Origin of the sequence: Hallella faecis (genome assembly GCF_018789675.1) — a bacterium.
Classification (GTDB): Bacteria; Bacteroidota; Bacteroidia; order Bacteroidales; family Bacteroidaceae; genus Prevotella; species Prevotella faecis.
In genome coordinates, this window is the sequence record NZ_JAHKBE010000049.1 from 1 (window position 1) to 22,473 (window position 22,473).

General features: G+C 48.4%; 18 protein-coding genes. 16 read left to right on the forward strand and 2 right to left on the reverse strand.

Annotated features, from left to right (window positions below):
* Positions 1 to 965 precede the first annotated feature (965 nt).
* From KM934_RS10255 to KM934_RS10330, 16 genes are all read left to right on the forward strand, one after another.
* Entirely contained in the window at positions 966 to 1,457 is a 492-nt protein-coding gene (locus KM934_RS10255; protein WP_215760512.1) for a helix-turn-helix domain-containing protein, read from the forward strand.
* Between the two features lie 17 nt (positions 1,458 to 1,474).
* Positions 1,475 to 3,430 carry a dipeptidyl peptidase 3 gene (locus tag KM934_RS10260; protein ID WP_215760513.1) on the forward strand — a complete coding sequence of 652 codons (1,956 nt, stop codon included), beginning with the start codon at positions 1,475 to 1,477 and terminating at the stop codon, positions 3,428 to 3,430.
* A gap of 50 nt (positions 3,431 to 3,480) precedes the next feature.
* Positions 3,481 to 4,098 (forward strand): DNA alkylation repair protein, encoded by a 618-nt coding sequence (locus tag KM934_RS10265; protein WP_215760514.1) that lies wholly within the window; start codon positions 3,481 to 3,483, stop codon positions 4,096 to 4,098.
* A 99-nt stretch (positions 4,099 to 4,197) separates the two neighbouring features.
* Positions 4,198 to 4,842, forward strand: a complete 645-nt coding sequence (locus tag KM934_RS10270; protein ID WP_215760515.1) for a DUF4923 family protein — start codon at positions 4,198 to 4,200, stop codon at positions 4,840 to 4,842.
* 158 nt (positions 4,843 to 5,000) lie between these two features.
* Positions 5,001 to 5,996, forward strand: a complete 996-nt coding sequence (locus KM934_RS10275) for an AAA family ATPase (RefSeq protein ID WP_215760516.1) — start codon at positions 5,001 to 5,003, stop codon at positions 5,994 to 5,996.
* A 2-nt stretch (positions 5,997 to 5,998) separates the two neighbouring features.
* Positions 5,999 to 6,868, forward strand: coding sequence for a DUF58 domain-containing protein (locus tag KM934_RS10280; protein ID WP_215760517.1), 870 nt, complete (start codon positions 5,999 to 6,001; stop codon positions 6,866 to 6,868).
* 33 nt (positions 6,869 to 6,901) lie between these two features.
* Positions 6,902 to 7,981, forward strand: coding sequence for a hemolysin XhlA family protein (locus tag KM934_RS10285; RefSeq protein WP_215760518.1), 1,080 nt, complete (start codon positions 6,902 to 6,904; stop codon positions 7,979 to 7,981).
* Between the two features lie 29 nt (positions 7,982 to 8,010).
* On the forward strand, positions 8,011 to 9,009 hold the full coding sequence (locus tag KM934_RS10290) for a vWA domain-containing protein (protein WP_215760519.1): 999 nt from the start codon (positions 8,011 to 8,013) through the stop codon (positions 9,007 to 9,009).
* Between the two features lie 120 nt (positions 9,010 to 9,129).
* Positions 9,130 to 10,155: a vWA domain-containing protein gene (locus KM934_RS10295; RefSeq protein ID WP_215760520.1), complete on the forward strand. Its 1,026-nt coding sequence runs from the start codon at positions 9,130 to 9,132 to the stop codon at positions 10,153 to 10,155.
* A gap of 65 nt (positions 10,156 to 10,220) precedes the next feature.
* Positions 10,221 to 10,844: a tetratricopeptide repeat protein gene (locus tag KM934_RS10300; protein WP_252344969.1), complete on the forward strand. Its 624-nt coding sequence runs from the start codon at positions 10,221 to 10,223 to the stop codon at positions 10,842 to 10,844.
* A gap of 10 nt (positions 10,845 to 10,854) precedes the next feature.
* Entirely contained in the window at positions 10,855 to 12,672 is a 1,818-nt protein-coding gene (locus KM934_RS10305) for a BatD family protein (protein WP_215760528.1), read from the forward strand.
* 11 nt (positions 12,673 to 12,683) lie between these two features.
* A complete protein-coding gene (locus KM934_RS13350; RefSeq protein ID WP_252344970.1) occupies positions 12,684 to 13,454 on the forward strand; it encodes a tetratricopeptide repeat protein in 771 nt (256 codons plus the stop codon).
* A gap of 133 nt (positions 13,455 to 13,587) precedes the next feature.
* The gene (locus KM934_RS10315) at positions 13,588 to 14,292 is read left to right on the forward strand and encodes a phosphatase PAP2 family protein (RefSeq protein ID WP_215760529.1); all 705 of its coding nucleotides are present in this window, start codon (positions 13,588 to 13,590) and stop codon (positions 14,290 to 14,292) included.
* 13 nt (positions 14,293 to 14,305) lie between these two features.
* Entirely contained in the window at positions 14,306 to 15,574 is a 1,269-nt protein-coding gene (locus KM934_RS10320; protein ID WP_215760522.1) for an S-adenosylmethionine:tRNA ribosyltransferase-isomerase, read from the forward strand.
* Positions 15,575 to 15,591: 17 nt separating this feature from the next.
* A complete protein-coding gene (locus KM934_RS10325) occupies positions 15,592 to 16,800 on the forward strand; it encodes a DUF2027 domain-containing protein (protein WP_215760523.1) in 1,209 nt (402 codons plus the stop codon).
* An 808-nt stretch (positions 16,801 to 17,608) separates the two neighbouring features.
* Positions 17,609 to 17,869 (forward strand): hypothetical protein, encoded by a 261-nt coding sequence (locus KM934_RS10330; protein WP_215760524.1) that lies wholly within the window; start codon positions 17,609 to 17,611, stop codon positions 17,867 to 17,869.
* Between the two features lie 107 nt (positions 17,870 to 17,976).
* Here KM934_RS10330 and KM934_RS10335 read toward each other — a convergent pair whose 3' ends face one another.
* Both KM934_RS10335 and secA read right to left on the reverse strand, forming a co-directional pair.
* Positions 17,977 to 18,732, reverse strand: a complete 756-nt coding sequence (locus tag KM934_RS10335) for an ABC transporter ATP-binding protein (protein ID WP_215760525.1) — start codon at positions 18,730 to 18,732, stop codon at positions 17,977 to 17,979.
* A 35-nt stretch (positions 18,733 to 18,767) separates the two neighbouring features.
* Positions 18,768 to 22,169 (reverse strand): preprotein translocase subunit SecA, encoded by a 3,402-nt coding sequence (secA, locus tag KM934_RS10340; protein WP_215760526.1) that lies wholly within the window; start codon positions 22,167 to 22,169, stop codon positions 18,768 to 18,770.
* Positions 22,170 to 22,473: the final 304 nt, after the last annotated feature.

Here is a 22,473-nt window from a genome sequence, read left to right on the forward strand (position 1 = left end):
GAGTTGAAAAGAAGCTATAAGATCCTAACCATTCACCTGTTTCGGTCTAATGACCAATTTGGGTTTAAGCATGTGGTTTGTTGACGTTTGGGTTCATAATGCCGCTATTTCTTTACAAAAAGTGTTATTTTGAGGTGTTACTTCCTGTGTTTTATTTGCATTATGGTTGTATCCTTAATGAGATTTTTAGGGCTGCTTTTTCCGAGGCTTTTCCGCTGTGTTCCTCGCATTAGAGGCACTTGTGCAAGCGTAGACGATAGGCTGCTGGTACCGCATATCAATACAGAATTTGGCATGAGATGCAACGACGCTTGCTATCTCTTGGCCATTTGTCTGTTTGGTAGGTACGGATTGTGGTGATGGTGGAAAGAAAATTGCTTGTGGAGGTGTAGGTGGTGCGCATAGCGTTGACTGTTAATGAATTAGCGAAGCCATAGAAAGCATGTTTTGGAACGTAAGAAGATTATTTGTGAAAGATTCGTAGGTTGGCTAAATGCGGATGGTCGTTTGTGGTTCGATTGTGCCCTGAAAATGCATAAATGCAAAAAGTCGAATGTATGGATGCCTCAAAGTGGTCGCTCCGCTCCATGCCATGTGGCAGGTTTTGGGCAGAGTCTCACATAGTTGCCACCATGTTTTGTCTCAATGATATGTGGGGATAAACGAGTGATAATCTTGTTGTTGAGATTTCTGTAATGGTAATCGCGTCATTTCGTCATCATTTCCTCGTAATTCCATTTTAGTGGGCTCCTTAGGACAAAACAGTTGCTCTTTAGTCTAAAAAATAAGACTTGCATAGATTGTTAGTGGAAGTATGAGATGGTTTGAACGTGAAAAGAATGTAAAAATAAAACAAAAAACAACTAAAATATTTTTTTTTTGAAAAAAAGATGCATAAAAGGCGAAACTGTGGAAAATTATAATTAACTTTGCAAAAAACAATGAGTGTTTAATCGTTAATGTTTATGGCTAAGTATAATATCACTGAAAAGAAAGAGAAAGAGGCTGCATACCGTTCTCTCGTAAGTCCGAAATTGATGGATGAGCTCGAGCAGAAGATCAACAACATCATCATTCTTGAAAAGCGATACAAAGACAAGGACTATTCCGCAAAGCGCCTGGCTGAGGATTTGGGCACCAACACCCGTTACATCTCGGCAGTCGTTAATGTGAGATTCCACATGAACTATACGTCGTTTGTCAACAAGTTCCGCATTCAGGAAGCTATGTCGTTGCTGGTCGATAAGCGTTATCAGGAACTCAACATGGAGGAGATTTCCGACATGGTGGGCTTCTCAAACCGTCAGTCGTTCTATGCGTCGTTCTTTAAGATCAACCACATGACGCCACGCGACTATAAGATGCAGCACTTGGCTCAGCACCCCTCGTTGAAGGACCGTCCTAAGAAGCGCGGCCGTAAGCCGGGTGTGAAGAATGCGCCGAAAGTAACCATTTAATCCCTCAATACATCGTAATGAGCGATTCCTCATTTGCTTATACCGACGAGCGCTTTGCGGACCTACAAATGCTCCGCTATCGGCTCGCCGGATTTAGCAACCTGTCCTTGTCGCAAAAGAAGTATGTCTTCTTTTTGTCGAAAGCCACACTGGTCGGTCGTGATATCACTACCGACCAGTTTGGTGAATTCAACCTTTTGATTCGCAAGACGCTTGAGGCCGTCTATACGGATGAGGCGGTGGACCGCACTACTGCTGACTTTAAAGGTATGGAAGTGTACCTGAAGCGCGTGTGGTTCTCCAATGGCATCCATCACCATTACGGCTGCGAAAAGTTTGTGCCTGAATTTAGCGAGGCATGGTTTCGCAAGGTCGTCGCCGCACTTCCCCGTGACGTTTGGGAACGCGTGGGTTACACCTCTGCCGACGCGCTCTTGGCGGTGTTGTGCCCTGTGATATTCGATCCGGCGGTGCAGCCCAAGCGTGTGAACCAGGCTGCCGGTGAGGACCTGGTGGCTACGTCGGCGTGCAACTTTTATCGTGGCGTTTCGCAGCAGGAAGCCGAGCGCTTTTATGCGGAGCGTAGGGATCCCGAGGCTGGCGATGAGCAACCCTCGTGGGGACTCAACTCCAAGTTGGTTCGTTGCGACGGACGTCTGGAGGAGGAGCTATATCGCACGGGTGGACTCTATGGAGCGGCCATCAAGCAGATTGTGTACTGGCTGAAGAAAGCGGCTGAGGTGGCTGAGAACGACCAGCAGCGAAAGGTCATTGGACTTTTGGTTGACTATTATGAAACAGGCGACTTGCGCCTTTTCGACCAATACTCTATCGAGTGGTTGAAAGAGCAAGAAGGCATGGTCGACTTCATCAATGGGTTCATCGAGGTGTATGGCGACCCCTTGGGGCTCAAGGGCTCATGGGAGGGCTTAGTGGAATATAAAGACATGGTAGCCACTCGCCGCACGGAAACCATCTCGGCGCATGCACAGTGGTTTGAGGACCATTCGCCCGTCGATCCGCGTTTCCGAAAGCCGCAGGTCAAGGGCGTTACAGCCCACGTTATCTGTGCCGCCATGCTCGGAGGCGACGAGTATCCCGCGTCGGCCATAGGCATCAACCTGCCCAATGCCGACTGGATCCGTGCCCGTTACGGTTCGAAGAGTGTGACCATTGGAAACCTGACGGAAGCCTACAACCAAGCGGCCCGTGGCAATGGATTCGATGACGAATTTGTGATTGATGAGCCTACGCGAACCTCTGTTGACCGTTACGGTGATGTGTGCGATGATCTGCATACCGACCTTCACGAGTGTCTCGGCCATGGTAGCGGACAGTTGTTGCCTGGCGTTGCCTCGGATGCGCTTAAGTCGTATGGTAGCACCATCGAGGAGGCGCGCGCCGACCTGTTCGGGCTCTATTATATTGCCGACGCCGAGTTGGTGAGACTGGGACTGGTGCCCGACGCGAAGGCCTACGAAAGTCAGTATTACACCTATATGATGAATGGCTTGATGACCCAATTGGTGCGCATCAAGCCGGGCCATCAGATAGAGGAAGCGCACATGCGAAACCGTGCGCTCATAGCTCATTGGTGCTTGGAGCATGGAAAAAATGTGGTGGAACTCGTTAAACGAAATGGCAAGACATACGTCAAAATCAACGATTACCCAGCATTGAGGACGCTGTTCGCTCAGTTGCTCGCTGAAATTCAGCGCATCAAGAGCGAGGGCGACTACGAGGCTGGCAAGACCTTGGTGGAACGCTATGCCGTGAAGGTCGATCCGGTGCTTCACGAGGAGGTGTTGGCACGATACCGAAAACTCAACTTGGCTCCATACAAGGGATTTATCAATCCGTGGATGAAACCCGTGGAGGATGCCGACGGCAATATCATCGATATTGAGCTCGACTATACCGAGGGTTACGCCCATCAGATGTTGCGCTACTCAAGAGAGTATGGATTGTTGTAGGCGTTGCGCGTTTGGTGACGCTTGTCGAAACGATTGAAACAAACAGAAATATGACAGAAGAGTTGCAAAATAAGATAAAGGAGATTAAACGCAGCTTCAGGTTTGCTATGAGCGGACCCACCTCGCAGTCGATGCGCGAAAAGGGTGCAGGCTACAAAATCAACTGGGGTGTGCCTTTCATACAACTGAAGGCTATGGCCAAGGACTTGGGAAAAAGCTACGACCTGGCTATCGCTCTTTGGAAAGAGGATATTCGTGAGTGTAAGATTTTGGCCACACTCGTTATGCCTGCCGACAAGATGCCTATCGAAGTGGCGGAGATCTGGATGGAACAGACACAAACACAGGAGATGGCTGAAATGCAGGCGTTTAACCTCTATCAACACGTGACCTACGCTCCCGAGATCGCTTATCGGTGGATTGCTGAGGAGCGCGATGTGTACCAAATCTGTGGATACAACATCTTGGGACGACTGTTCATGAAAGGGCAGGAACCCAACGAACGAGGCATCAACGAGCTTGTGGACCAAGCGGTGACGGCCCTGCAGGGCGCTTCGACCGGAGTGAGGCATGCGGCCATGAACGCCTTGGTGCGCTTTGCCGACTTGGGGGTGGTGTATGAGCGAATGGCAGCGACGGCATTGAAGCAACACAACATCGAATTGTAAGAAGTGTGGCGCCAAGAACAACCTGCGAAGAGTAGGGTGGGGCGCGGCACGAAAGTTGTAACAACAAACTTACCAATATTAGTAAATAACAAGAGAGAAATGAAAAAATTATCTTCTGTATTTGCAGGACTGTCGCTCTTGCTCTTGGCAAGTTGTGGCACTGCAGGTTCGGGCACAACGAATGGCAACACCGGTGCGTCGGTGTTGGGGAGTGTGCTCAGTGGCGCAACCAACGCCGAAACATTGGGCAATGTGCTCAGCAGCGTGATTGGACTCGACAAACTGTCGGCCCAGAACCTTCACGGTACTTGGAAATACTCGGGTCCTGGTTGTGCTTTCACATCAGATAACGCACTTTCGCGCGCTGGTGGAGAGATCGTTGCCACGCAAATTGAGGAGAAGCTGAAGGATGAATACGCAAAGTTGGGCTTCAAGAGCAGCAACACGTACGTCACCTTCAACACAGACGGAACGTTCGCCGCTAAGATAAATGGCAAGAGCTGGAGTGGCCAGTACACCTTCAATGAGAAGACGGGCGCCTTGAAGATGCAGGGACTCCTGCTCACGCTCAATGGTTATGCCACACGTCACAGCGGAGGCATCAGCGTGCTTTTCGAGTCGAAAAAGCTGCTGACGCTTATCCAGACCATGGCTTCGCTCAGCGGAAACACCACCGTTTCGACCATTGGCGATCTTAGCAAGAATTATGATGGCGTGCGTATTGGCTTCGACTTGAAGAAGTAACACTTAAGCACTCATTATTAGACGAATGAAAAAGTTTCTTAAATTATATGATTTGAGAAACTTTTTTAATATTATTTAGTCTCTCTGTTTCTTTACTCTTCTTTTAATGTTGTATTTTTGCAGATTAGATAAATATAAGCAAAAATATAGCATTTGTTATGGCAGAATCAGTAGATATCAGAGAGCTCAACGTTCTCATAGAGCAGCAGAGTGGGTTTGTCACCAACCTGGTTACAGGTATGAATCAGGTCATTGTGGGGCAAAAGCACCTTGTCGACTCGTTATTGATTTCTCTTTTAAGCGATGGACACGTCCTTTTGGAAGGTGTGCCTGGATTGGCTAAGACATTGGCCATTAAGACCTTGTCGCAATTGGTGGATGTGAAGTTTAGTCGTGTGCAGTTTACGCCCGACCTCCTTCCTGCCGACGTTGTGGGCACAATGATCTACTCTCAGAAAGATGAAAGCTTTCATGTAAAGAAGGGTCCCGTTTTCGCTAATTTCGTATTGGCAGATGAGATCAACCGTGCACCGGCAAAGGTGCAGAGCGCATTGCTGGAGGCCATGCAGGAGCATCAGGTGACTATCGGTGAGCAGACATTCACATTGCCCAACCCCTTCTTGGTGATGGCTACACAGAACCCCATTGAGCAGGAAGGAACTTATCCGTTGCCCGAGGCACAAGTCGACCGTTTCATGCTGAAGGTGGTCATCGATTACCCAACGCTTGAGGAGGAAAAGATGATTATCCGTGAGAACTTGCAGGGCTCTATGCCTAAGGTGACGCCTGTAACCACAGCCGACGAGATCCTGAAGGCTCGTGAGGTGGTTCGCCAGGTGTATATCGACGAGAAGATTGAGAAGTATATCGCCGACATCGTGTTTGCTACGCGTTACCCAGATAGATATGGCTTGGCCGACCTGAAGGACATGATTACCTTCGGTGGTAGCCCCCGCGCCAGCATCAATCTCGCAAAGACATCAAGGGCCTATGCTTTCATCAAGCATCGCGGATATGTGGTGCCCGAGGATGTGCGCGCTGTGGCTCACGACGTGTTGCGCCATCGCATCGGATTGAGCTATGAGGCAGAGGCCAGCAATTTGACCAGCGAGGAGATAGTGAGCCGCATCATCAACAAGGTGGAGGTGCCTTAATTATGGATAGCGCAGACGTTTTAAAGAAGGTCAGGAAGATAGAGATCAAGGCGCGCGGACTGAGCCAGAACATCTTCGCCGGACAATACCATTCTGCCTTCAAGGGAAGGGGAATGGCGTTCTCTGAGGTGAGGGAATACCAGTTTGGTGACGATGTGCGCGACATAGACTGGAACGTGACGGCGCGCTTTCACAGGCCCTATGTAAAGGTCTTTGAGGAGGAGCGCGAGCTTACGGTGATGCTCTTGGTTGATGTGTCCGGGTCGCTCGACTTTGGTACAACCAAGCAGATGAAGCGCGACATGGCGGCCGAGATCGCTGCCACAATCGCTTTCTCTGCCATTCAGAACAATGACAAGATAGGTGTCATCTTCTTCTCTGACCGCATTGAGAAATACATTCCACCTAAAAAGGGACGCAAGCACATTCTCTACATCATTAGGGAGATGCTGAGCTTTGAGCCGCAAAGCCAAAAGACAGACGTAGGAATGGCGATGGCTTACCTGACGAGGGTCATGAAAAGACGTTGCACGTCGTTTGTCATAAGCGACTTCTACGATCGGAAGAACTTTTCGCAAGAGATGCAGATTGCCAATCGCAAGCACGATGTGGTGGCTGTGCAGGTCTATGATCCGCGCGCAAAGATGTTGCCGGACGTAGGCTTGCTGAAGGTGCGCGACGCTGAAACGGGGTATGAGCTATACATCGACACGTCGAGCAAGAAACTGAGATTGGCCCACACGCGGTATTGGATGGAACATCAGAGTGAGTTGTCGCACACATTCGCTAAAGGCCACATCGATTGGATATCCATCGCCACCAATGAAGACTTCGTTAAATCGATGATGATGCTCTTTAGACAAAGGGCGTAAACGATTGTGGTGGAAACGATTACACGATTCTCTATGAGTAACTATTTAAAGAACATATTTGGCTTTCTCTTGATCCTTTGTGCTTCTCAGGCACGGGCTCAGGTCGTCGTCGAGCAGACGGTCGACTCCGTTGGAATCCTCATTGGCGAGCAGGCTCATCTTAGATTGGAGGTCACGATGCCGAAGGGGGCACGTTTGGAGTGGCCTACGTTGCAGCCCAACCAATATGTGACTCCGGGTGTTGAGGTGGTCGCAGTGGCCGATGGAAAGACTGTGGAGACGGGAAAGGAACAACAGAAAGCATGCCGTGTGTATACCATTACGTCGTTCGACGAGAGTTTGTATGCGCTGCCTGCATTGCCCGTGAAGGTCAACGGAAAGACTTATCGGGGTGGGACTTCGGCGTTGAAGGTCATAACGGTTGATGTCGACACGTTGCATCCCAACCAGTATTATCCTCCCAAAGACGTGCAGGACAATCCGTTCCTGTGGTCAGAATGGCGACCTTTCTTGTGGCTTTCTGTCCTGACACTGGCGCTTGCCCTTTTGGTTTTCTATTTGTTTGTGCGCTTGCGAGAGAACAAGCCCATCATTACAAAGCTGAGAATAGTGCGCCATGTGCCGGCTCACCAGCGCGCATTGTCGGCCATTGAGAAAATCAAGGCCGAGCGAATGCAGCAGAGCGAGGACCAAAAGGCTTATTATACGCAACTCACCGACACACTCAGAAAGTATATTCAGGAGCGTTTCGGCTTCAATGCCATGGAGATGACGTCTTCGGAAATCATTGGGCGTTTGCAAGCAAATGGCGACAAGAAGATGCTCGACGAACTGAGAGAGCTCTTCACTACGGCTGATCTGGTGAAGTTTGCCAAGTACTCAACGTTGATTAATGAGAACGACTTGAACCTTGTCAACGCTGTCAATTTCATTGATGAGACGAAGCAGGACGAGCAAGAGACTGTGGAGAAGATTGCTCCAAAGTTGTCGGAGAACGACCAGAAGGTGAAGAAGAACCGGGTTACATTGAAAGGATTGCTTTGGGCCTTGGGCACAATCATCGTTGCCTTGGTGGCTTATGTGGGCTATCATGTGTATCTATTGTTGACGTAAACATGGCGAAGTAAAAGAAAGTCAGTAAAATGGAATTTGCAAACAAAGAATATTTCCTGCTGCTATTGCTGCTCATCCCTTATGTATTATGGTTCTTCCTATACCGTAAGAGGAGTGAGCCGACGATGCGCATGAGCGACACCCGTGCTTATCTTACCGCACCTAAGAGTTGGAGAGTACGCATCATCAACCTTCCTATGTTGCTGAGGTGCATGGCATTTGTTATGCTGGTCATCGCTATGGCGAGGCCACAAACGCGTAACTCATGGGACAACCGTACGGTGGAAGGCATTGATATCATGCTGGCAATGGACGTGTCGACATCGATGCTCGCTGAGGATCTGAAACCGAATCGCATAGAGGCGGCGAAGGATGTGGCGGCCGAGTTTATTGCGGGAAGACCGAACGATAATATCGGATTGACCATCTTTGCGGGCGAGGCGTTCACACAGTGCCCCATGACGACCGACCATGCGTCGTTGCTCAACCTGCTTAACAATGTGCGTACCGACATCGCCGCACGCGGATTGATACAGGATGGTACGGCAGTGGGTATGGGATTGGCTAACGCTGTGTCGCGTTTGAAAGATTCGAAGGCCAAAAGCAAGGTCGTCATTCTCTTGACCGACGGTAGCAATAATATGGGCGACTTGTCGCCGATGACGGCCGCGCAGATTGCAAAGTCGTTGGGAATAAGAGTCTACACCATAGGTGTTGGTACCAACAATGTGGCTCGTTATCCCATGACGGTGGCAGGAGGAGTTCAGTATGTGAATATCCCCGTTGAGATTGACACAAAGACTTTGAGCGATATTGCGGCTTTGACGCAAGGCAATTTCTATCGTGCCACCAATAACAAGGAGTTGAAGCAAATCTACCAGGATATTGACAAGTTGGAGAAAACGAAGATGAACGTCACGCGGTTCTCTAAGCGTTACGATGCTTACCAACCGTTCTGCATTGCCGCTCTCCTCCTACTATTACTGGAGATACTGCTGAGAAATACGGTCTTGAGGCGTTTACCGTAACCTCATGGATTTGAGAACAATGGGTGATAAATCCTAAGTTGTTTACAAGGGGCCGTACAAAGATGATAAGAAAGACAATGCTCTGCATGAAAAGATAAGGTTATTCTATAATTGGAAGATATGCTAAGATTCGAAGACCCTATATATTTTTGGCTTTTGCTGGTTGTTCCGCTATTCTTTTTGCTGCGGATGGCCAGTTGGCGTAAGAAAAGAAAACAACTGAGAAAGTTGGGCGATCCAGACCTTCTTGCGCAGTTGGCTCCCGACGTGTCTAAGTATCGCCCGACGGTTAAGTTCTGGTTGCAGATGGCTGCTGTGGCTGTCTTGGTGTTGATGTTGGCACGTCCGCAGATGGGTACAAAAGTTTCGCATGAGAAGCGTAACGGCATCGAGGCCATCATTTGTATGGATATTTCCAACTCGATGAAGGCGGAGGATGTGGCTCCAAGTAGATTGGACAAGAGTAAAATGCTCGTGGAAAGCATGGTGGACCATTTCACAAACGATAAGGTTGGGCTGGTCGTGTTTGCTGGTGACGCATTTGTGCAACTGCCTATCACAAGCGATTATGTGTCGGCCAAGATGTTCTTGCAAAACATCGACCCTTCCCTTATAGGCACTCAGGGCACTGACATTGCCCGCGCCATACAAGTAGCTATGCACAGTTTCACCCAACAGGAGAAAGTGGGGCGCGCCATCATTGTTATAACAGATGGTGAAGATCATGAAGGTGGGGTGGAGAAGGCTGCAGAGCAGGCACGCAAGAAGGGTATCAATGTCTTTATTCTTGGAGTGGGAAGCACGAAAGGCTCACCCATCCCTGATGGCCAAGGCGGATACATGCAGGATGCCAGCGGACAGGTTGTGATGTCTGCGTTGAATGAAACCATGTGCCAACAGGTTGCCAAGGCTGGAAGTGGCACGTACATTCATGTAGACAACACATCGGACGCTCAGGAGGAATTGAATGATGCACTTACTAAACTGCAGAAGGGAGAAACCAACTCTGTTATCTATAGCGAGTATGATGAGCAGTTCCAAGCCTTTGGTATCATTGTGCTATTGCTGCTGATTGCTGACGTTTGTTTGTTGGAGGCACGCAATCCTTTGACCAAGAATTGGAGAATATTTAAAAAGAACGGATGATGAAAACGAGACGAATTGCCCACTTGTTGATATCGGTTGTCATGATGATAGGATGTCTACCTGTCATGGCACAGGCTGATCGCAACTATGTGCGCAGCGGCAATAAACTATACAGACAGCAGAAATACGCCCAGGCTGAGACTGAATATCGCAAAGCTTTGGATAAGAATTCGAACAATACGCAAGCCATGTATAACTTGGGTTGCGCATTGCTCATGCAGCAGAAGGACTCGTCTGCCATTGCTCTGTTGGAGAAAGCGGGCAAAGCGGAAACCGCAAAGAAAAGAAAGGCGATGGCCTATCATAATATAGGAGTGATATGCCAGAACCATCAACTGTACTCCCAAGCTATTGAGGCCTATAAAGAAAGTCTGAGGAATAATCCTTCTGACAATCAGACCCGATATAATTTGGCACTATGCAAACGCCAAATGAAGAATCAAAAGGGTGGCGGCAACAAGAACCAGAAGAAGCAAGAGCAGAAACAGCAGAAACAGGAGAATAAAGACAAAAAGCAAAATAAGCAACAAAAGCAGCAATCTTCGCCCCAAAAGGCTGAAGAGAAGATGAGCAAGGACAATGCTGAACAGTTGCTCAACGCGGCCATACAAGAAGAAAAGGCCACCCAGCAACGCATGAAGAAACAGCAACAATCGGCTCAGCGCCGCAGACTCCAGAAGAATTGGTGATATGAAGATGATGACTCGACGTTTAAAATACATACTATTGGTGGCATGCCTCTTGTGGGGCGTTGTGGTTGGAAGGGCGCAAATCTCGGTGTCTGTTCCCACACATGTGGCTACTGGAGAGAATTTCCGCTTGGCCTATACAATTAAAACGCAGGATGTGTCAGATTTCCGGGCAGGTAATATTCCTGATGAACTGGAAGTGCTTGCTGGCCCTTACACGTCAAGGCAATCGAGCTATCAGATGGTAAATGGACACACCAGTAGTTCATCATCCATCACATTCACTTATACCTTGTATGCGGCAAAGCCTGGCTCATACGTCATTCCTGCGGCCCATGCACGCGTAAATGGCAAGATGGTCTCTTCTCGGGCTGTCAAGGTTACGGTGACGGGTAGCGCAAGCAGGGGCTCGTCACCTAAGATGCACGAGGATCGTAGCAACGCCCCATCGATGCAAACTGCAGGCACACACATCTCTGCTAACGATCTTTTTATTAAGGTGACGGCAAACAAGCATCGTGTGCATGAACAAGAGCCCGTATTGCTTACTTATAAGGTTTACACGTTGGTTGACCTGACTCAGTTGGAGGGAAAGATGCCCGACCTGACAGGTTTCCATACCCAAGAGATTCCCTTGCCTCAGCAAAAGAGTTTCCATGTGGAGCGTATCAATGGCAAATCATACCGTGCGGTGACGTGGAGCCAATATGTTATGTATCCTCAAATGACAGGTAAGCTTAAGATTCCAAGCATTACCTTCAAGGGAATTGTCGTTCAGCAGAATCGTGCCGTCGACCCCTTTGAGGCTTTCTTCAATGGAGGTTCTGGCTACGTTGAGGTCAAGCGTAACATTGTTGCTCCCGCATTGAGCATTCAGGTTGATCCGCTTCCCAAGAAACCTGCAGGCTTCTCGGGTGGCGTGGGACGTTTTAACATATCTGCGCAGATTAATCAGGCAGAGGTCAAGGCGGGTTCCCCCATCACGCTTCGAGTAGTTGTCGGAGGAACAGGAAACTTGAAATTGATCAAGCAGCCCGTAGTGATCTTCCCGAAGGATTTCGACAAGTATGATCCGAAGATTACCGACAAGACCAAGTTGACATCCACTGGTCTGGGTGGTAACATGATCTATGATTTCTTGGTTGTTCCCCGCAACCAGGGTCAGTATACGATTCCCGCTGTGGAGTTCACATATTATGACACGGATGCAAATGCCTATAAGACCATCAAGACGCAAGCGTTCAATGTCACGGTGGCCAAGGGAGATGGAAAAACCTCTGCTGAGAGTTTTGACAACATGAAGGATAATGACATCCATAATATCATGAAGGGCGATAGCACGCAGTATGGCACACGCGACTTCTTTTATGGAAGTGTGCGCTATTGGCTGACCCTTTCTGGTCTCTTGCTTATGTTCTTTGTGTTGCTTTTCGTTTTCCGTAAGCGTGCCATCGACAATGCCAATGTTGTAAAGATGCGTGGTAAGAAGGCCAATTCCATAGCTCGCAAGCGTTTGAAGAAAGCCAGTCGGTTGATGTTTACCAACGACTCGGCCGCGTTCTACGATGAGGTATTGCGTGCTTTGTGGGGCTACGTGAGCTACAAACTGAACATGCCTGTTGAGCAACTTACACGTGAGAATATTGCTTCAAAGCTTGAGCAGCATGGCGTTGATGACCTAACGGTTACACGATTTATCTCTGCCCTCGATGAATGCGAGTTTGAGCGTTATGCTCCCGGTGACCCCAAGGGCAATAAGGAGAAGACATTCAATTATGCCATGACGGCCATTACTGAGATTGAAAACGTAATGAAGAAGAGAAAATGATGAACGTAAATATGAGTATACATAAGGATCGCGCGTTGCGTAGCGCATTATTGTTTACCCTATTGGCCATATTTTTTCCATTGGCAGGATGGGGAGTTACGAAGCAGAATGCCGACGACGCCTATACGAAAGGCAATTACCAACAGGCGATAGCCGATTATAAGGAGTTGCTCAAACGAGGCACTTCGGCCAGCCTATACTATAACCTGGGTAATGCTTACTTTCGCTCGGACAGTTTGACTCAAGCCATTTTAGCCTATGAGCGCGCATCGTTGCTCTCACCAGGTGATGATGATATACGCTTCAATTTGCAGTTTGCACGTTCGAAGACCATCGACAAGATAACACCACAAAGCGAAATGTTCTTTGTTACATGGTATCGCGCATTGGTTAACCTTGCTGGTGTGGACAGTTGGGCCACCCTCTCAGTGGTGTCGTTGGTGTTGGCGTTGCTGTTGCTTTTGGCATATCTTTTTGCTCCTTACCTTGGTGTTCGCAAGGTCGGGTTCTTTGGAAGCATTGGCTTCGTGGTAGTCTTTTTGTTATCGAACCTCTTTGCTTATCAACAAAAGCAGATGATGGAAAGCCATTGCGGAGCTATCATCGTGGCCCCATCGGTCACCGTAAAGAAGACTCCTAACGCCAATAGCGCTGACGCCTTTGTGCTTCATGAGGGAACGCGTGTTGATATTACTGATAATAGTATGAAGGAGTGGAGTGGTGTACGGTTGGCCGATGGACGTGAGGGATGGTTGCCCACATCACAGTTGGAGCACATCTAAAGTGGGCTTAACCTAACTGTATTATCGTAAAGAATCAAAATATGCTGGCGTCGTTGAGGATCCATCACGTTCCTCTCTTGCCTGAATGAATGGCGAGGTATTGACAAACAGCAACCAAACTCTTTGAATGGCAATGACAATAGACAGTCTTATAGCCCTTGATCAAGAATTGCTGACGTGGTTTAACGGAAGTGAATCGTTGTTTCTCGACAACTTCGTTGTGTTGTTGACTACAGGTATCACATGGATACCGTTGTATGTAGCCCTCTTTGTGCTTGTTATGAAGAACAATGAGGCTATGTCACAGATTATGTTGGTTGTGGGATGCGCTGCATTGTGCATCCTTTTCGCTGATGGTGTGGCCGATGGATTGGTGAAACCCCTCGTTGGTCGCCCCCGTCCCTGCAACGATCCCTTGCTCAAGTATGCTGTCGATATTGCAGGAAATTATAGGGTTTCGGGCTTCAGTTTTTTCTCGGCCCATGCCGCCAACACCATGTCGATAGCTGTTTTCTTTACCCTTTTGGTTCGTAATAGAACCTTTACAGCTGCCATGTTGTTGTGGTCGCTTTTGAACGGATGGACCCGTCTTTACCTGGGTCTTCATTATCCAGGCGACGTGCTATGCGGTTTCCTGTGGGGTGCTGTGTCGGGTTGCTTGGCCTATCTGCTTTTCTATAAAGTCTATTTGAGGATAAGCCCCAAGTTGAATTACATTTCTACACAATATACGCGCACGGGGTATAGCAAAAACGATATCGACATGGTCATTGCCGTCATGGTTCTCACTGTGGCTATGCTGATGATTTTGTCTCTTTATACCATGCATTTATTTTAATCATATATCCAATATGACAGATACGAAACATATTCATATTAGTGACTTTAACTACGAACTTTCTGATGAGCGCATCGCCAAGTTCCCTTTGCAACAACGCGACCACAGCAAGTTGCTGATTTATCAGCATGGCGAGGTGTCCGACGATGTGTTTCTTAACCTACCAAACCATTTGCCGCAAGGTGCGCTTATGGTTTTCAATAATACTCGCGTCATTCAGGCCCGTTTGCATTTCCGCAAGGAAACGGGTGCGTTGATTGAGGTGTTTCTTATGGAACCGGCGTTACCTGCCGATTACGAGCAGATGTTCCAAACTACTGGTAAGTGCAGTTGGCTTTGCATGGTGGGTAACTTGAAAAAGTGGAAGGAAGGACCATTGATGCGCGACTTTGAGATCAAGGGAAAGGCATTGACACTTTCTGCCACAATGGATCGCAACAAGACGATGGAGAAGAGTGGAGGAACCAACTATTGGGTTGACTTTGAGTGGGATAACCCAGAGGTTAACTTTGCCGAAATTTTGGAAGCTGTGGGTGAGTTGCCCATTCCTCCATATCTCAATCGCGCCACGCAAGAAAGCGATAAAACCACGTATCAAACGGTGTACTCGAAGATTAAGGGCAGTGTGGCCGCGCCTACGGCAGGCCTTCATTTCACCGACGCTGTGCTTCACGACTTAGACCAGAAGGGTGTTGTACGCGATGAAGTAACGCTCCATGTTGGTGCAGGGACATTCAAGCCGGTCAAGAGTGTTGAGATCGAGGATCACCACATGCACACCGAATACATTGTGGTGCATCGCCATACCTTTGAACGACTTTTACAACACGACTGCAGCGTCATTGCTGTTGGCACAACCAGTGTACGCACCTTGGAGAGCCTATATTATATGGGTGTGAAGTTGGCGATGAATCCACAGTGCACAGAGGAAGACCTTCATGTGAACCAATGGGAGCCTTACGATCTTCCACATAATGAGGAAGGATTGGTATTAGTCGATGGTGAGCCTGTCAGTGTGGAGCAGTCTGTTCGTAACCTTCTCGATTATCTGAATCGAGATGGGCTTGAGGCTTTGCACTCGAGTACGCAGATTATCATAGCTCCTGGCTATGTATACAAGATTGTTAAGATGCTTGTCACCAATTTCCATCAACCCCAAAGCACATTGTTGCTGTTGGTGAGCGCTTTCCTAAAGGGTGATTGGCGCAAGGTTTACGACTATGCGCTTAGCCACGACTTCCGCTTCCTCAGCTATGGAGACTCTAGTTTGTTGATACCTTAACACACATTTTGGCGATTATGAAAATAGGAGATAAAGTAAGATTTCTGAGCGAAATGGGAGGCGGCAAAGTAGCTGGCTTCCAAGGAAAGAACATCGTTTTGGTGGAGGATGAGGACGGATTCCAAATCCCTACACCTATTAATGAGGTCGTTGTGGTGCAACAGGACGACTATAGCATGGCGCGAGCCATAAACCGCAAGGCAGAGAACGATGCGCAGCGCGCCAGCGAGACTCCTCTTAGCAAGGGCCATCGTTCCATTACCTCTATGCTTCGCGATGGTCAGGACGAGGAGATCGACATGGAGGTTCCCGATGAGCTCGACGATACGAAGGAGATAACGTTCCGTCGTCCCGCGGAAGAGCGTAAGGGTGGCAACCAATTGTCTGCTTTCTTGGCTTTTGTGCCGTTAGACGTCAAGCAGATTACCAATCCGCGTTTCGAGGTGTATTTTGTTAACGACAGCAACTACTTCATGCAGTGCGCCGTTGCTTCGGCTGAAGGAAACAGTTGGAACCTGAAATATCAGGGTGAGATAGAGCCTAACACTAAACTCTTCTTGGATGAGATTGGCAGGGACGAAGTTAACCGACTCGACCGTTTGGCTGTTCAAGTTCTTTCGTATAAGCGTGAAAAGGCATATATCATGAAACCAGCCGTCGATGTGCAGCTGCGTGTAGATCCCGTGAAATTCTACAAGGTACACACTTTCCAAGATAGCCAGTTCTTCGACTCGCCTTGTCTGCTTTTCACCCTCATTGCCAACGACCAACCTGCTCGTTCTTTGGTGGTCGACCCCAAGCAGTTGAAGCGTGAGATGTATCGGAACGGCAAGGACGACGAGGCTAAGGCCCCTACCCAGAAGCAGCGCGACCAGTTGGTGCGTCGTTATGGTGACGACCAAAGCAAGGGCAAACGCAAGCATTCGTCTTTTCCCCATCACGATGATATTATTGTTGTGGACCTTCATGCTGAGGAATTGCTTGATACCACCGCTGGTCTGTCGCCCAAGGACATTCTCGACTACCAGTTGAAGGTGTTCCGCGATACGTTGGCTGACTATGCCGGTTCCAAGGGACAGAAGATAGTCTTTATACATGGCAAGGGTGAAGGTGTACTTCGTCGTGCACTCATTCATGAATTAACCTATAAATACAAGACGTATACCTATCAGGACGCTTCGTTTCAGGAGTATGGCTATGGAGCTACGCAGGTAACCATACGTTAATCTAAGACATAATCGGAACTGTTTGTTTGCCAAATAACAGCCGACTGTCATAGGTATAGCTAAGTGCTCTTGTCCGTTCAATCAACAATTTCTTAAGAAATAAAACCCCTGTAAGGAAATGTTTATTGAATGGCAAGAGCACTTGTCGTAAATTTGCATAGCCCGTCAGCTTGTCATAGACGATGGGGCATCAAGCCTTTTGTTATAGTCTCTTTGTATGTAGACTATTATGAGTTGTATTTGCTGGAGCATTTTTAGCGTTCTTGATGCAACAATTCCTGGAATAGAGTGTTGTCTTGTTTTTTTGTTGAAAAGTTTGTCGTGGTTGTTGCGGCAAATAGAGAAGGATAAGACGACTTTTGATGAATCGGGTGACGTAAGTTAAGCAATTATTTTGGCGTTTGGCATGTATGGAGTTGCGAAAGATACCTCCCCGAGACTCGATCGGGCATCTTTTGAGACTCGATCGGGCATGTTTCGCATTGCGAAAAGGCATCTTTTGCAATGTTAATTGAGGATTTTTGGGTGCTGATTTTGCGCTTTTGACCGTAAGTGCTTGACGTATAATTACTTATGAATATTTGCTGAGAATCGCATATTTGAAACTAAAGACACGCTTGTTCTGAAAAACAGTGTAGTTTTCAATGTAGATTGTTAGTTCTTTTACCTATGGTCATCAAGATGATTTCTCATATCTGTGGCAGTTGTGATATTATTATTGGCCTCAACTGGGATTTTTTTAGTGAAGTTGGGTGGTCACAGATTTTTTATCTAAATTTGTGTTCAAATAAAACAAGTTTGATGATGTATGGAAAATGTATATGCTGTTCAATGTGAGAATCTTCGAATTGCCAATATGGCTTTCCAGGCCGGTAGCTATGAAGTTGCCTACGAGATGCTGGAAGCGTTGGTCCATTTTGTCGTTTCTGACGAGGCGAATAAACATATAGGAATGGAGAATCTTCGTTCGTTGCGTGAGGGTGTGAAGCTTGCGGTTTCTAACTTTGCATCGTGTAAGGACGAGGCATATTGGGAAATGTCGGCAGAGTTGTACGATTTGTTTCGCTGATAGTTAGCTGCTGTAACAAAGTATTTGGCATAAAACAAACAAAGGCTTACGCACAATCACATTTGTGATAAAAGCGTAAGCCTTTGCTTATATAACTTTATTGTGTATTAAACCATAAAGTATTCTTCCAATGCTTTTCCTGCGTTTCCGTCCCTGTTATTGATATCCTCAATGATGCGTCCCGTTTCCATAAGCGCTACGCGTGAACTTATTTCCACGGTATGCTGCAGGTTGTGGCTACTTATCAGGATAGTGGCCTGGGATGATGCATGGTAGCTCAAGAGCAATTTCTTCAAGATATTCTGTCCTGATGGATCGAGAAAGTTGAATGGCTCGTCGAGAATCAGCAGCTCCGGTTTCGTAAACATGGCGGCAATGATGCCAACCTTTTGCTTGTTGCCAGCACTGAAATCGCGTATGAGCTTTTTCTGTCCGAATATCTCTCCATGTGTGAATGCAAGGAAAGGAGCCATCGGACTTTCTGGGTCGTCGATGTGTTTCCAATCGATACGTTTAACCCCATTGGCCTTGGCTATGAAGTCGATATACTCCTCAGGGGTAAGAAAATCGATAAGGAAACTGTCATCGATATAAGCTCCTGTTAGCGGCTTCCAGTTTTCGGAAGAGGCTGGGTTGATGACATTGGTTTCGTCGTTGTCGGCAATCGAAGCAGATGGCGTGAACAACACTCGTCCCTCCTCAGCTTTCAGTAAATCGAGCATGAGGCGGAACAGTGTTGTTTTTCCTGCGCCATTGTTTCCCACTAGTCCAAGTATGTCACCATGGTTAATTTGAAACTGTTGAATGTCTACAGCAGTCTTGTCACCAAAGACTTTCTTTAATGATTGGATGTCTATTTTCATGATGTTATGGATTTGTGGTTTGCCGTTAATACGCTTTATCTCAGTCCTCTGCCGTGGCAGTTCTTGAACTTCTTTCCGCTACCACAAGGGCATGGATCGTTGGGGCGAGGCATCTTGTCACGAACGATGGGCTGGTGGTGAACCTGCTGTGCCGGCTCACGCGTGTCTTGGCTTGCAGCCTGACGCTGAGCCTGTTCCACCTCGTCGAGGTCGGTCTTCTGCTCCTGATAGCGTTGTGCGTGTTGCTCGGGCTGTGCCTCGCGCACCTCTTCCTGCTGCATCATGGGGATTTGACCGCGCATGAGGAAACTGGCGATACGGTCGTTCATATCGTCGATCATCTCATCCCAGATCTTAGCGCTCTCCAGTTTGAAGATCAGCAACGGATCCTTCTGCTCGTATGAGGCGTTTTGCACACTGTGGCGCAATTCGTCGAGCTTGCGGAGGTTCTCTTTCCAATCATCATCGATGATGTGGAGCATAACAAACTTCTCAAACTCCTTGACGATGTTCTTACCTTCGGTTTCGTAGGCCTCCTTCAGGTTAACGCGCAACTGCACGACCTGACGACCATCAGTGATGGGGACGAGGATGAACTCGTACATCTGACCTTGATTCTCGTATACCTGTTGGATAACAGGGTAAGCATCGCTTTGGATGCGATCGGTCTTGCGCTTGAAGGCAGCCATGGCTTCCTGGAATGCGCGCTCCTCCAAATCGGCCTTGTTGGCATTGTCGAACTCCTCTTCGGTGAAAGGCACCTCCATTGACAACACTTTCAAGAAGCCTTCCTTCGTACCCTCGTAGTCGTTCTTCTCGATGATGCTCACCACACGATCCCAAATGACATTGGCGATGTCCATGCCGATGCGTTCGCCCATGAGTGCGTGGCGACGCTTCTCATAGATAACAGTGCGCTGCTTGTTCATCACGTCGTCGTACTCAAGGAGGTGTTTACGGATGCCGAAGTTGTTCTCCTCGACTTTCTTCTGGGCGCGCTCAATGCTCTTTGAGATCATAGAGCTCTCGATACGCTCGCCGTCCTCGAATCCCAAGCGGTCCATTACTTTGGCGATGCGCTCAGAACCGAACTTACGCATGAGGTCGTCCTCGAGTGAAACGTAGAACACAGAAGAACCAGGGTCGCCCTGACGTCCAGCACGTCCACGCAACTGACGGTCGACGCGACGGCTCTCATGACGAGTGGTGCCGATGATAGCCAAGCCACCTGCAGCCTTCACCTCGTCAGACAACTTGATGTCGGTACCACGACCGGCCATGTTGGTTGCGATGGTTACTGCGCCAAGCATACGCTCCTCCTGATGCTTGTTGTCGTCTTCGTCGGTAATGGTTACCATGCCTTTGGTGCTGCGACCAGCCTCAGCAACGATTTGTGCCTCCTTCTGGTGGAGTTTGGCGTTAAGCACCTGATGGGGGATGTTGCGCATGCGAAGCATCTTCGACAGAAGCTCGGAAATTTCCACGGAGGTGGTACCTACCAAGCAGGGGCGGCCAGAGTTGCGCATTTCCTCAATCTCTTCAATGACGGCGCGGTATTTCTCGCGGTTTGTCTTGTAAACGCGATCGTCCATGTCGTTACGTGCGATAGGACGGTTGGTGGGAATTTCAACCACGTCGAGCTTGTAGATATCCCAAAACTCGCCAGCCTCTGTGCTTGCTGTACCGGTCATACCTGCCAGCTTGTGGTACATGCGGAAATAGTTTTGCAGAGTGATGGTGGCAAAGGTCTGTGTGGCAGCTTCAACCTTGACGTGCTCCTTGGCCTCAACGGCTTGGTGTAAGCCTTCGCTCCATCGACGGCCTTCCATGATACGGCCCGTCTGCTCATCAACGATTTTCACCTGTCCATCCATGACGACATACTCATCGTCCTTGTTGAACATGGTGTAAGCCTTGAGCAACTGTTGCAGCGTGTGTACGCGATCGCTTTGCACAGCGTAGTGGTTGAGCAGATCGTCCTTTTTGTCGAGGCGTTCCTGGTCGCTCAGAGAGGTCTCGGCCTCCAATGCTGAGAGTTGTGAGGCAATGTCGGGAAGCACGAAGAGGTCCTTGTCGTTGACCTGCTTGGCCAGCCATTCTGTACCTTTGTCGGTAAGGTCGGCTGAGTTGAGCTTTTCATCGACAACAAAGTAAAGGGGAGCTACAGCCTTGGGCATCAGGCGGTTGTTGTTCTCCATGTAGGTCTCTTCGGTCTTTTGCAATCCCGTTTTGATGCCGTCCTCTGAGAGGTATTTAATGAGGGCCTTGTTCTTAGGCAGAGCCTTGTAAGAGCGGAAGAGGCTAAGGAAACCTTCCTCCAACAATTGCTGCGATTTGTTCTTGTCTTGCTCCTTGCGGCCTTCAGTAATTTTTTGGCGAGCTTCTGCCAACAACTCGGTTGCCTGTTTGCGCTGTACCTCATAGAGCTTTTCTACCAATGGTTGATACTCCTCGTACATCTGGTCGTCGCCCTTGGGGATAGGGCCAGAGATGATAAGCGGAGTACGGGCGTCATCGATCAACACAGAGTCGACCTCGTCGACGATGGCGAAGTTGTGACGGCGCTGCACAAGATCGTTGGGTGAGAGTGCCATGTTGTCGCGCAGGTAGTCGAAACCAAACTCATTGTTGGTACCGAATGTAATATCGGCCTGATAGGCCTTGCGGCGCTCAGGCGAGTTGGGCTGATGTTTGTCGATGCAGTCGACTGAGAGTCCATGGAACTCGTAGAGAGGGCCCATCCACTCGGAGTCACGCTTGGCGAGGTAGTCGTTGACCGTCACCATGTGAACACCGTTTCCTGTGAGGGCGTTGAGGAACACGGGCAACGTGGCGACAAGGGTCTTACCTTCACCTGTGGCCATCTCGGCAATCTTGCCTTGGTGCAAGGCAATGCCACCGAATATTTGTACATCGTAGTGGACCATGTCCCATTTGATCTTGTTGCCGCCAGCTGTCCACTCGTTATGGTAGATGGCCTTGTCGCCATCGATGGTGACAAAGTCGTTGGCTGGGTTGGCGGCCAACTCGCGGTCGAAGTCGGTGGCGGTAACGATGGTGTCGGCGTTCTCCTTGAAACGGCGAGCCGTGTCCTTCACGATGCTGTATGCCACAGGCATTACTTCGTTAAGAGCCTTCTCGAGAGCGTCAAGCATCTCCTTGTCTTGTTTGTCGATCTCGTCGAAGATGGGCTCGCGCTCATCGATGGGAGTGTCTTCGATCTTTGCCTTCAGTTCCGCGATCTTTTCGCGGTAGGGCTTTCCTGCGCCTTGTACGTAGGCTTGGATCTCTTTAGACTTGGCACGCAGTTCGTCGTTGCTCAGCTTCTGGATGTCGGGATAGACAGACTTCACCTTTTCCACCAAGGGTTGGATGAGCTTCATGTCTCGTGTTGACTTGTCGCCAAACAATGACTTTAAAATCTTGTTGAAATTCATTATGTATTGTTTTTTTGTTTTCTTTCTCATGTGCAAAATTACGAATTATATTCCGTAATATACACTAAATAGCGGGTTTAATTGTAGTTTGTGCCCTAATTATTGACAATCTTCCCATTAACAATAGCTCCTGTTCGTATTTAGTTGGACGCTTTGTGGTAATTCGGAAGATGCCAACCTTGCGACTTGATGGTTGTCGATTCGCAAGGTGGGGCAAAATTGTGAAGAATGGCACTTGATGTTTTAACGCAATAGTTCGTTAAAATTTGAGATAAAGGCTAAGCAGTTTTACGCTGCCAGCCAA

Excerpts from the sequence above, each read along its gene's own strand:
- KM934_RS10330 (WP_215760524.1), top strand. The coding sequence starts at position 17,609 with ATGGAAAATGTATATGCTGTTCAATGTGAGAATCTTCGAATTGCCAAT.
- KM934_RS10335 (WP_215760525.1), bottom strand. The coding sequence starts at position 18,732 with ATGAAAATAGACATCCAATCATTAAAGAAAGTCTTTGGTGACAAGACT.
- KM934_RS10290 (WP_215760519.1), top strand. The coding sequence starts at position 8,011 with ATGGAATTTGCAAACAAAGAATATTTCCTGCTGCTATTGCTGCTCATC.
- KM934_RS10255 (WP_215760512.1), top strand. The coding sequence starts at position 966 with ATGGCTAAGTATAATATCACTGAAAAGAAAGAGAAAGAGGCTGCATAC.
- KM934_RS10305 (WP_215760528.1), top strand. The coding sequence starts at position 10,855 with ATGACTCGACGTTTAAAATACATACTATTGGTGGCATGCCTCTTGTGG.
- KM934_RS10275 (WP_215760516.1), top strand. The coding sequence starts at position 5,001 with ATGGCAGAATCAGTAGATATCAGAGAGCTCAACGTTCTCATAGAGCAG.
- KM934_RS10325 (WP_215760523.1), top strand. The coding sequence starts at position 15,592 with ATGAAAATAGGAGATAAAGTAAGATTTCTGAGCGAAATGGGAGGCGGC.
- KM934_RS10295 (WP_215760520.1), top strand. The coding sequence starts at position 9,130 with ATGCTAAGATTCGAAGACCCTATATATTTTTGGCTTTTGCTGGTTGTT.
- KM934_RS13350 (WP_252344970.1), top strand. The coding sequence starts at position 12,684 with ATGAGTATACATAAGGATCGCGCGTTGCGTAGCGCATTATTGTTTACC.
- KM934_RS10280 (WP_215760517.1), top strand. The coding sequence starts at position 5,999 with ATGGATAGCGCAGACGTTTTAAAGAAGGTCAGGAAGATAGAGATCAAG.
- KM934_RS10285 (WP_215760518.1), top strand. The coding sequence starts at position 6,902 with ATGAGTAACTATTTAAAGAACATATTTGGCTTTCTCTTGATCCTTTGT.
- secA (WP_215760526.1), bottom strand. The coding sequence starts at position 22,169 with ATGAATTTCAACAAGATTTTAAAGTCATTGTTTGGCGACAAGTCAACA.
- KM934_RS10300 (WP_252344969.1), top strand. The coding sequence starts at position 10,221 with ATGGCACAGGCTGATCGCAACTATGTGCGCAGCGGCAATAAACTATAC.
- KM934_RS10265 (WP_215760514.1), top strand. The coding sequence starts at position 3,481 with ATGACAGAAGAGTTGCAAAATAAGATAAAGGAGATTAAACGCAGCTTC.
- KM934_RS10315 (WP_215760529.1), top strand. The coding sequence starts at position 13,588 with ATGACAATAGACAGTCTTATAGCCCTTGATCAAGAATTGCTGACGTGG.
- KM934_RS10260 (WP_215760513.1), top strand. The coding sequence starts at position 1,475 with ATGAGCGATTCCTCATTTGCTTATACCGACGAGCGCTTTGCGGACCTA.
- KM934_RS10270 (WP_215760515.1), top strand. The coding sequence starts at position 4,198 with ATGAAAAAATTATCTTCTGTATTTGCAGGACTGTCGCTCTTGCTCTTG.
- KM934_RS10320 (WP_215760522.1), top strand. The coding sequence starts at position 14,306 with ATGACAGATACGAAACATATTCATATTAGTGACTTTAACTACGAACTT.